Here is a 10,186-nt window from a genome sequence, read left to right as displayed (position 1 = left end):
GGTCTTCAGGCTTTTCGAACAGTGTTTGAGTCGTATTCCTTTTTACTGTAATTTTTTTCTATTGCAGTGATACAGGATTAGCTCTGGAGTCCGTTATCTTCCTGAATGGCTGAATTTAAAGGCAATAAGGCCTCTGGAGTCCGTCTTGAAGAAGTGAGTACTAATTTTAAGGTAGGTCCGAGTATATTCGTTTTTATTTTTCGCATGTGATAAATGTCATCGAAAAGATATAATTAAAATTTGAATAATAAAGGAGAGAGAAATATATTTAGAGGATCACTTGCAGAAGGGGTGTGGGATCGTTGGCAGCCAGCCGCGAATCTGTGGAACAGGATTTTATGATTGAACAATTGAAAGAGGTATTTCAAGTTACGGTATTATGGTCCGAAGGGCGTGCATGTCTGGAGTATGACACCGAGGAGCAATTGCAGAAAGTATCAGACTATGTCAGAGAACATTTTGACAGAGATCTCCTAGATGTATTCTTTACAGCTGTGGAGAGCCTTCCTGAGGATGAATAATAAGATTGAAGGAATATACTCCATATGGAGTTTAATGAAGCTTAATGGCTTACAAGAGTAGCTTTTTACGGGATAGCTGGGTGGTTTTTTGGATGCCAGTAAGGTCGAATAATGATTGATTCCTACTATGTAAGTAGCAAAAGAAAAGACACCCGGCAAGGTGTCTTTTTCAATTCCATTTAAGCGTATTTCACCACTGTTGCATGTCTAACGATTCAAAGGCTACTTTGCATGCTCGTCCGGCTGATGAATACCAAAAGTATTTCCTTCAGTGTCTATATAATACCCTTGCCACGCCATTCCAGGCAGTGCATACTTGGGCAACGCTAACTTGCCACCAAGACTAAGAATTTTGGATTCAGTGGAATCGTAATCTCCCACCCCAATAGTACAGGCATATCCATTTATAGGTTGACCAGGCTGGGGTGAAGCCCCTTGACGTTGCATCAAGGCCCCATTAATGCCGAGTTCATTTGCATCTCCTGTCGTAGCTCCCCAATAAGGCATGCCAGCATAATTACTCCAATCCTCAAAGGTCCATCCAAATACCTCGCCATAAAACTTTTTAGCACGTTCCATGTCATCTACATGAATTTCGAAATGAACTAGTCGACCCATAATCTCCTCCTATTTTTTGACTTCCTGTATTTCCCTCTTATTATACTTTCCTATTTCGCTAAAAATATAAAATTGAATGGAAAATCGATGGCTAGGCCTTGCGTGAGTGTCGTTATTCTCGTTAGGATAATGCTATATGTTTAAATCGGAGAGGAGCTGAATGGATTGAAACTTAACCAAATAAATATCGCTGTTGAATTGTCCAAGCTTAGCAAAGACGAACTGGTAACCTTACTTGTCAACTTTTCTGAAGATATTGATGAGGTGAAGCGGTCGCTTTCCTTGAGGTTTATGGATGACGATGATAAGAGCAGTTTTAATGAATATAAAAAAATTATTCGCTCCTCTATCAAACAAAATTCTGATCGCTATGGCTTCGTCGCGTATCGTTATGTTAGTTACGCTGTAGTTGGTGCCGAACAAGTAATGGTCAAAGCAGAGGATGCTTTGGAGGGCGGAAAAGCTATCCGTGCTGCTGAAATTTCGTTTTGCATTATGCACGAGATGGGGAATTTGCTGCAGAAGTGCGATGATTCCGGTGGTATTGTCGGAGATATGATACAGGCGTGCCTGCGCTTAGTTCGTAGTGTGACTACCGATATTGAAGAGAACGACCCGAAGGTAAAGTCGAAACTGTTTAAATTGCTTTTAAAAGAGGCAGGCCATTCAAGTATTAAAGGGTGGAGTGATTGGCAACTGTCACTTTTGGAAAGTGCTGTTCATGTGATGACAAGCTCTGCGGAAAAGGATTTATGGAATGATACCATTAAAAAATTAGTGAGCGAGGAAGATAATCACTTATCGAAAAACAGCTATTTTCTTGAACACTCAGCTTGGCTGTGGTATCAAATCATTGAAAGGTTCGACGGCGTAATCCAAGCACAACATTATTTACAAAGTCATCTTGAATATACGGTTTTTCGGAAAAAAGCGATTGAACAAGCAATCCAGAATCAAGACCTTGATAAAGCGCTACAACTAGCTAAGCAAGGAGAAAAAAAGGATAGAGCAAACAGATTTCATGGTTTAGTGGACGAGTGGAAGGCTTATCAATATGAGATCTATGGACTTACTAATCAATTAGAAAAGCAAATCGAAATTGCCGAGGAGTTTGTGTTAGACGGCGAATATCTGTATTACTCGCGTTTGAAAGGATTATACAGTGCGGATGACTGGAAAATTGCCTACGAGAGACTTTTGAACGAGCTGGACAAGAGCGACAGAAGTTGGAGTGCAGACTCATTATATAGACGTGTACTTGTTGAAGAGAACGAGACGCAGAGATTGCTGAATTATGTTAAAAAGAATAAGCGTGCTGTGTTAGAGTATTACCCGCATCTTGTTTCTAAGTATGCTGATGATGTTTTCGCATTGTTTACACAACTTATTTCGGAGGAAATTGCCGTATCATCGAATCGGAAAGAGTATCAAAAAGTATGTGGAATGATTCGCCATCTAATCAAAGCCGGTGGGAAACTTCAGGCCCAAATGATAATTGAACAGTTATGTAATGATTATCCGAAAAGATCCGCTATGATAGATGAGTTGCGAAAGATAAAGGTTTAGACTATATTTTGAGGAATGTTCCTTTGAGCAGATCACGTGTATTCTTTGGGAGCATTCAGCACACAATAATCAGTAAAGACACCCTTTAAAGGAACCTATTTCCTTTTAGCAGGCTGTGTGACTATAAGTGGTTAGATGTTCTGCTACAACCCTACAACGGCGAGGGTTTAGCACCTTTTTTTGGGATTTAATTTTGTTTGACAGAAGGGGCACATTCATACATAATCTATTCATACTAAGCGCATATGTTTTACTGCATAAGAGGGGGATTGACATGTCAAAGTTTAATGCATTTCAAAGAAAGAAGTCGTTCTGGGTTGGATCTTTAGTGGTTCTGTTAATGGTTGTTCTGGCAGGATGCTCCGGATCGAATAATGAAGCGGCTCAAAATACAGGTGCTAATCAAAGCACGAACCAAGGCGCGGATACAAGCAAAAACACAGAACCGCCCGCAACTGGTGGAACGTTCACTTACGGACGTCCGGCTTCAGTTACCTCGTTTGACCTGCACAATCAGATTACTGCAAATAACGCTTTTGCAATAGATAAAGTTTTTGAGCCACTGGTTGCGTTTGATAGTGAAGGAAAGATTGTGGATTGGCTAGCCAAGTCACATAGTATTAGCCCAGATGGCTTGACCTATACTTTTGTTCTGCGTGATGGGTTGAAATTCTCTAACGGAACTGAAGTGACTGCAGAGGATGCAGTGTTCTCCATTCAGCGGCATTTGACTGTGGGTGGCCCTCTGGCTATCGCGGCACAGGTTGCTTCTCTTAAGGCCGAAGATGCCAAAACGTTAGTAATTACACTAAAAGAGCCGTACACGCCATTTATTTCCGAGCTGACGAATTTCTCCAACGGTATTCTGCCTAACAAATTTGGCGGTGTAACTGAAGAAGAATTCTTTAAGAACCCTATAGGTACTGGTCCGTTTGTCGTTGAAAAATGGGACCCAGCGGGTGATCTGACGTTCAGCAAAAACCCTAACTACTGGCAGGAAGGCAAGCCATACATCGATAAGCTTGTCTACAAGCTGATTGAAGATGATAGCCAAGCAATCAACCAGCTTAAAGCGGGTGAGGTAGATGGTATTGAGACGCTTGCGCTTGGAAATGCCAATGAAGTGAAGCAAGGTGCTGATACGACAGTAGCGACTAACGGCAGTTGGGTAACGGAGCAGTTGTTCTTCAATACACTCGATAAACATTTCTCTGATGTCCATGTTCGTCGTGCCCTGGCGTTGGCCCTGGACCGTGATGGATTGACCAAGGCGCTTACCTTCGGTTATGCGCAGGTAGCGAATTCGCTATTGCCACCAGCCATCCCTTATAACACTAACGATACGATTAAAGCACTCAACCATGATGAGGCCGCAGCTAAAGCAGAGCTTGCCAAGTCGAAGTTCCCTGATGGCTTCACTACGAAGTTGTTGGTTGCTTCCGGAAACAGTACAAGAGCGCAAGAGGCACAGATCATTCAGGCTGCTGCTAAAACCATCGGTATCAATATTGAGATTGAATCGGTTGAGCTAGCTTCATTCCGTGAGCGTTTCTTTGCTTATGATTTCTCGGCTATGCTTAACAGTGGTCAGGCGGATTCTCCTGAAGCTAACTCGATCCTTGCCTTCCAGACCGATCCGAACGGTTTCAGCAAGTCTTATTGGACACATTACACGAATGATGAAGTGACCAAACTTCTGATCCAAGGCCAAAAAACACTTGATGGGGCAGAACGTGGAGATATTTACGCCAAGCTTCAGCAGATTCTTGCGGATGAAGTGCCTTACATTCCACTGTACTATCCAGATATTATTACTGGTGTACGTTCTTCCGTAGAAGGTCTGGTTGTGCTTCCTAACGGCAGTCTTCGCTTTGAAGATGTTCGTATTAAAAAATGATTAAATCTAACCGTTTATTCAAAAAATTTGCCGACAACGATTCACCGCGCAGGTGGCTCGTGCTTGCTCTCATAAGAGCGGCAGCCGTTATCACCTGTGTGGTGGCGGCTGTCTTTTTCCTTATACGGATTGTGCCGGGAGATCCTGCCAAAATGATCCTCGGGGAACACAGCACGCCTGAAGCTATCCAAGCCTTGCACCATTCACTTGGGCTGGATCTCCCGCTATGGGAGCAGTTCACCCGATTTGTACAAAATCTTTTCACACACGGCGATACCGGGGCTTCCATTGCTTGGGGAACGTCGACTAGAGAACTGATTGCGGAGCGCGCTCCGGTTACACTCTTGTTGATTGTGATGGCCAGTGTATTGGCAATAATAGTGGCGCTTGTGCTAGCTACGCTTGCAGCGACGAATAAAGACAAACTGCTGGATCATCTGATACGTATCTTTCCAACGATCACGCTCGGTATGCCGGTCTTTTGGGTAGGCTTATTGTTGATTTTGTTCCTGAGCGTTCGCCTGGGCTGGTTCCCGGTAGGGGGAGTTGGGGAAGGCGTGGCTGGAACCTTATACAGTCTCACACTTCCTGCGATTACCGTTGCCTTCTCACAAATTCCTACCCTTGTGCGGTCCTTAAGAGCACAGATGCTGGAAGTGTTGGAATCGGATTTTGTAGTCACCTTGAAGGCGGCGGGAATTCCTAACCGGGTGATCCTGACCAAGCATGTGCTGCGCAATTCTGCGCTGCCTACATTGATGCTGCTTGGCGTAAATATTTCTTATCTGATCGGCGGTACCTTGGTCGTTGAACAGGTGTTTGGTATCAAGGGGATAGGCAGTCTGCTATTCTCAGCAATCTCCAAACGGGATTTTCCGGTCATCCAAGGAATAGCTCTGTACTGTGCGATATCTGTGGTCATCATCAGTCTTCTGGTCGAGATATCCTCCTGGCTGCTTGATCCCAGAACGAAAGGAAAACAATGAACACTACACTACTGGACCTACAGCAAGAGAATCAAAGTGTCCTGAAAAAAATACTGAACACGCCCTCTCTGCTTGTCGGGAGTATTATGTTTTTACTCCTCATAGGCATAGCTGTATTTGCGCCGTTCATTACTCCCTTTGAGCCTTCCGAGCAGAATCTGTACGCGATTTTGCAGCCTCCTTCCTCGGAGCATTGGCTGGGGACAGACCAGCTAGGACGCGACTTGTTCACGAGACTGATCTATGCGGCACGGACGGATTTGAAAATCATGGTGCTGGCGGAGATCATCCCTTTTTGCACAGGTATCTTTCTGGGAATGCTGGCGGGGTATTACGGCAAATGGGTGGATACCGTTATTTCACTAGTGACCGATACTTTTATTGCGTTTCCCTTCTATTTAATTGTTATTATCGTGGCCTTCGCTAGTGGCGCAGGTCAAAAAGGTATATACATCACCTTTATCTTGGTGGGCTGGATCGTCTTTGCCCGTGTAACGAGAGGCCTAAGCGCATCGTTTCGCAAGCAGGAATGGGTTGCTTCTGCCCAAACGATGGGAATTCCAGGGGTGAAGATCATTCTGCGGCATCTTTTGCCCAATGTATTGCCTCAGGCCGTGGTCGTGTTAATGACCGATATGGTTGGCTTGCTTGTGGCGATCGTCACATTAGGTTATCTGGGTATCGGTATTGCACCGCCAACTCCGGATTGGGGAACGATGATTTCAGACGGACAATCCTTCATAACTACAGCCTGGTGGCTATCAGCTGTTCCAGGAATTGCGGTTGTATACACAGGGATCGCGTTATCCCTTGTGGGTGATGGCCTGGCAGACCTATGGAGGAGAAAATAATGGCTACAAATCCCATTTTGGAAATAGAAAATCTCTCGCTCGCTACGTCCTCAGGCAAACCATTGGTCACCAATGTGAGCTTCTCTCTTGGAAAGGGCGAAAGCTTGGGACTTGTCGGTGAATCTGGCTCAGGCAAATCGCTCACTTTGCGTTCCATCTTAGGGTTACTTCCGCGTGGGGTTGAGCAAGTGGATGGAGCCATCCGGAGTGATGTGAGAAGCGCCATGATCTTTCAAGATCCCAGAGGTGCTCTGGACCCGCTTTGTCCGGTGGTTAGGCAGCTTGCCGAGGTAGTTTACTACAGACAGAACGTGAGTCGGAAAGCTTCACGCACCATTGCTCTGGAGTTACTGGAGATGCTCGGACTTCCCGATTCCCTGAAACAGAAGGATCGGTATCCGAGCCAATTGTCGGGCGGTCAATGCCAGCGTATTGTCATTGCTATAGCTCTAGCATGCAAGCCAGGTATCCTCTTGTGTGATGAGCCGACGACTGCGCTTGATGTTACTGTACAGAAGCAAATTATTGACACGATTACGCGTCTGCAACAGGAACTGGGCTTTGCCATGGTTTTTGTTACGCATAATCTGGCGATTGCTTCTTCGATGTGTTCTACGCTATGCGTGATGAAAGAGGGGCAGATCATCGAACGCGGCGAATCTTTGCCTCTTCTGCAAAACCCGCAACATCCGTATACGCAGATGCTGATCAATTCGGTGCTACCTTTGCCGGAGCTTGAAAGGGGTGCGGGTGCATGAAGACAGCCTTGCAGATAGAAGACCTAACAGTGAAGTATGGTGAGTTCACCGCACTGGATAAAGTAAGCTTAGAAATACAACCGCATACTACACTTGGTCTCGTAGGCGAATCAGGTTCAGGCAAATCTACGCTCGCGCGGGTCATTGCGGGGCTGATTGCTCCTAGTAGCGGACAAGTTTCGCTGGGTTCCCAAGTGTTAGGGAAGAAACGCAGTCGGGAGCAGCATAAGGACATCCAAATGATTTTTCAGAACCCGGATTCCTCGCTGAATCCGAAGCATACGATCCGGCAAATTCTTGCCGAAGGGCTGCTTTTTCACAAAATTGTGGATCGTGCCGGTGTGGAACAACGTTGTAAGGAGCTTCTGAACCGTGTTCATCTTGACGAAAGAGCCCTCGGTCGATATCCGCACCAATTCTCTGGCGGTCAGCGTCAGCGGATCGCGATCGCCCGTGCCTTAAGCGTGGAGCCAAGTGTGATTATCGCTGATGAACCTACGAGTGCGCTTGATGTTTCGGTACAACGTAGTATGCTTGAACTCTTTAATACGCTCAAATCGGAGCTTAATCTTACAATGCTATTCATCTCTCATGACCTGGGAGTTATACATGCGATAAGCGATATTGTGGCTGTTATGCGTAAGGGGAAGCTTGTGGAGATCAATCCCAAGGATCAATTCTTTTCACGCCCTGAAACGTCATATAGCCACGAGTTATTGTCCGCTGTCCCCAAAATGCCAATATCCAATACAGCAGGAGGTTTGTCATGAATCAAGTTCATAAAGGATATTCGCCACTTACGATCTCGGAGTTCGAAACGCTCACTCAGTTGCTCTCTAGGCTCCTATCCACAGAAGAATCCCCGGTTATCATACCGGGCGAGGCCATCTTGGGCATTGAGGCTATCGCAGCAGGTATCTCTGCTCCCGGCCGTAAAATTCTGAATGTTGTGACCGGTCCCTATGGGGATATTTTCGGAAAATGGCTGGAGCGCGGTGGCGCAGAAGTGATTGAGGTTAAAGTACCTTTTGATGAAGTAGCCACTGTAAATGAAGTTGCTGCCGCAATCGAACACCATAAACCTGGCGCAATTTCTTTTGTTCAGGGAGAAGCGGTCACAGGGGGTTCTAATCCAACCAAAGAAATACTGGAGCTCGCGCGCCGTTCTAACCTAATCACCGTGATCGATTCCGTGTCGGCCGTCGGGGCTGAACCGGTGCTTATGGACGAGTGGGGCATTGATTTTGTAGCCATTGGTGCGCAGAAAGGGCTGGCTGGACCCAACGGGGTCAGCGCCGTAGGTGTGTCCCAGCGTGGCTGGGCGTTCCTGGAGTCCAACGAACAAGCGCCGCGCAATTCTATTCTATCGTTGCTTGATCTTAAGCGTCCAGATAACAGTACAGCTCCTGTGCGTGTTCCGGCTAACATTCCTACGTTAGAAGCCAGAGACCTTATTGTATCTCTAGAGCTTATTGAGCAAGAGGGCTTGGCCGCGGTCAACCGCCGCCATCAGTTAGCAGCATCAGCTATGATTGCTGGCGTAGAGGCTTTGGGGCTCGAACCGTGGCAAAGAAATAGCACTGGGTACTCCTCGCTAACCACAACGGTACGGGTTCCTGAAGGCAGTAATCTCCATATCGACAAGCCGATTGGGATTGTTGCTCCTGGAGATGGAGTATTGCATGATAAACTCTGGCGCATCAATCATTTTGGTGCGAATGCCAGTCAGCAGGGCGTTGAACAAGCGCTTGTGACGCTGGCAGGATTTGTGCAAAAGGATCCTTCCAAGGCCATTGCCGCCCAAAAAGCAATTTGGGAGAATGCAAAATGACCAATGGAACTCAACAAGACCAGATTTTTAATAATATTTTTATTGCCGGGACTCAAGGAAAACGATTCGATATCACGATACGTGCCGGCCGGTTCTCATCCATTGTCGAGTCTAATTCGCCGGATGCCCGGGATGCTAGCTCAGGCAGCGATTTATGGATCAGTCCTGGTGTGATTGATCTCCATACGCACTTGGCATGGACCGATTTCGATCATGATGACCAATTGAAGCGTGATGCCTTGGAGGTAGAGGTGCTGCAAGCCCAAGCCTTTGAGGCAACGCTCCGTACCGGGGTGACTACAGCACGTGATGCGGGCGGACTTCTGCCGAGTGTAGTGAAGCATATTGCGCAGCAATATAATCAGCCTTTAAGCGTACACACCTGTGGCGATATGCTGGGTGCCGGAGATGCAAGGGGGATTAAGCATCTGGAGCAGCGGGTAAGTGATATTATCCGTTCCGGGGCAACCTGGATTAAGATCCTGGCCACGGGCGGACTGGGAGCAGCGCCGGATACAGTGCTGAACCCAGCGTTTTCGGAGGAAGAATTCGCTTATATTGTGCGTACTGCCCATGCGCAGGGCGCCAAAGTATTGGTTCATACCTGGGGTGGACCGACAGTCGACTGGTCTATTGATGCAGGCGTCGAGTCTGTTGAGCATGGAATGTATTTGACTGAGGCACAAGCTTATCGGTTGGCTCAGTCTAAGACAGCGTTCGTACCTACGGCCTCTATCTATCGGATTGCCGCAGACCCTTCCGGCGTGCTTGGCCTGCCTGAAGTCATTCGGGATCGGGCCGCACGCGCTGCCGCAGCTCACCCGCAGGCGATCAGCTATGCCAAAAAAGCAGGCGTACGCATTGGTTTTGGTACCGATTATGCTACACCTGCACTCCACGGACACAACCTCGATGAATTGGATGTATTAATCGACTGTGGACTAACACGTGAGGAGGCATGGCAGGCAGCCACGTCGTCCGCCGCCGACATTTTGGGATATGGTGACAGCTTGGGACGTGTCCAAGAAGGCTTCACTGCCGATGCTATTCTTTTTAATGCAGATCCGTATCAGGCATCAAGCGCAGCAGACTTACAGAGAAGTATTGTATCCGTCATTAAGGGAGCTGCGAGGCTGGAATAGTCAGGCACTCTTGAAA

General features: G+C 46.8%; 10 protein-coding genes. 9 read left to right on the top strand and 1 reads right to left on the bottom strand.

Annotation, left to right across the window (positions count from 1 at the left end; translation table 11 throughout):
• The first annotated feature begins 293 nt into the window (after window positions 1-293).
• Window positions 294-521, top strand: a complete 228-nt coding sequence (locus AC3Y23_RS22400; RefSeq protein WP_379203187.1) for a hypothetical protein — start codon at window positions 294-296, stop codon at window positions 519-521.
• A gap of 222 nt (window positions 522-743) precedes the next feature.
• Here the strand turns inward: AC3Y23_RS22400 and AC3Y23_RS22395 are convergent, their stop codons facing one another.
• Window positions 744-1,139 carry a VOC family protein gene (locus AC3Y23_RS22395; protein ID WP_379203185.1) on the bottom strand — a complete coding sequence of 132 codons (396 nt, stop codon included), beginning with the start codon at window positions 1,137-1,139 and terminating at the stop codon, window positions 744-746.
• 165 nt (window positions 1,140-1,304) lie between these two features.
• Here AC3Y23_RS22395 and AC3Y23_RS22390 point away from each other — a divergent pair, with 165 nt between their 5' ends.
• From AC3Y23_RS22390 to AC3Y23_RS22355, 8 genes are all read left to right on the top strand, one after another.
• Complete coding sequence (locus tag AC3Y23_RS22390) at window positions 1,305-2,705, top strand: hypothetical protein (RefSeq protein ID WP_379203183.1); 1,401 nt, start codon at window positions 1,305-1,307, stop codon at window positions 2,703-2,705.
• Between the two features lie 274 nt (window positions 2,706-2,979).
• A complete protein-coding gene (locus tag AC3Y23_RS22385; protein ID WP_379203181.1) occupies window positions 2,980-4,602 on the top strand; it encodes an ABC transporter substrate-binding protein in 1,623 nt (540 codons plus the stop codon).
• Window positions 4,599-5,588, top strand: coding sequence for an ABC transporter permease (locus tag AC3Y23_RS22380; RefSeq protein WP_379203179.1), 990 nt, complete (start codon window positions 4,599-4,601; stop codon window positions 5,586-5,588). Before AC3Y23_RS22385 ends, AC3Y23_RS22380 begins: the two co-directional genes overlap by 4 nt.
• Window positions 5,585-6,439 (top strand): ABC transporter permease, encoded by an 855-nt coding sequence (locus tag AC3Y23_RS22375; RefSeq protein ID WP_379203177.1) that lies wholly within the window; start codon window positions 5,585-5,587, stop codon window positions 6,437-6,439. The genes AC3Y23_RS22380 and AC3Y23_RS22375 overlap by 4 nt, the downstream gene beginning before the upstream one ends.
• On the top strand, window positions 6,439-7,197 hold the full coding sequence (locus AC3Y23_RS22370; RefSeq protein WP_379203175.1) for an ABC transporter ATP-binding protein: 759 nt from the start codon (window positions 6,439-6,441) through the stop codon (window positions 7,195-7,197). Before AC3Y23_RS22375 ends, AC3Y23_RS22370 begins: the two co-directional genes overlap by 1 nt.
• Window positions 7,194-7,967, top strand: coding sequence for an ABC transporter ATP-binding protein (locus AC3Y23_RS22365; RefSeq protein ID WP_379203173.1), 774 nt, complete (start codon window positions 7,194-7,196; stop codon window positions 7,965-7,967). Before AC3Y23_RS22370 ends, AC3Y23_RS22365 begins: the two co-directional genes overlap by 4 nt.
• Window positions 7,964-9,028, top strand: a complete 1,065-nt coding sequence (locus AC3Y23_RS22360; RefSeq protein WP_379203171.1) for a pyridoxal-phosphate-dependent aminotransferase family protein — start codon at window positions 7,964-7,966, stop codon at window positions 9,026-9,028. Before AC3Y23_RS22365 ends, AC3Y23_RS22360 begins: the two co-directional genes overlap by 4 nt.
• On the top strand, window positions 9,025-10,170 hold the full coding sequence (locus AC3Y23_RS22355) for an amidohydrolase family protein (protein ID WP_379203169.1): 1,146 nt from the start codon (window positions 9,025-9,027) through the stop codon (window positions 10,168-10,170). The genes AC3Y23_RS22360 and AC3Y23_RS22355 overlap by 4 nt, the downstream gene beginning before the upstream one ends.
• Window positions 10,171-10,186 lie beyond the last annotated feature (16 nt).

The organism is Paenibacillus sp. MAHUQ-45 (genome assembly GCF_058133325.1).
Note: the sequence above shows the minus strand (reverse complement) of the source record. Positions and strands in the feature narration are given on the sequence as shown.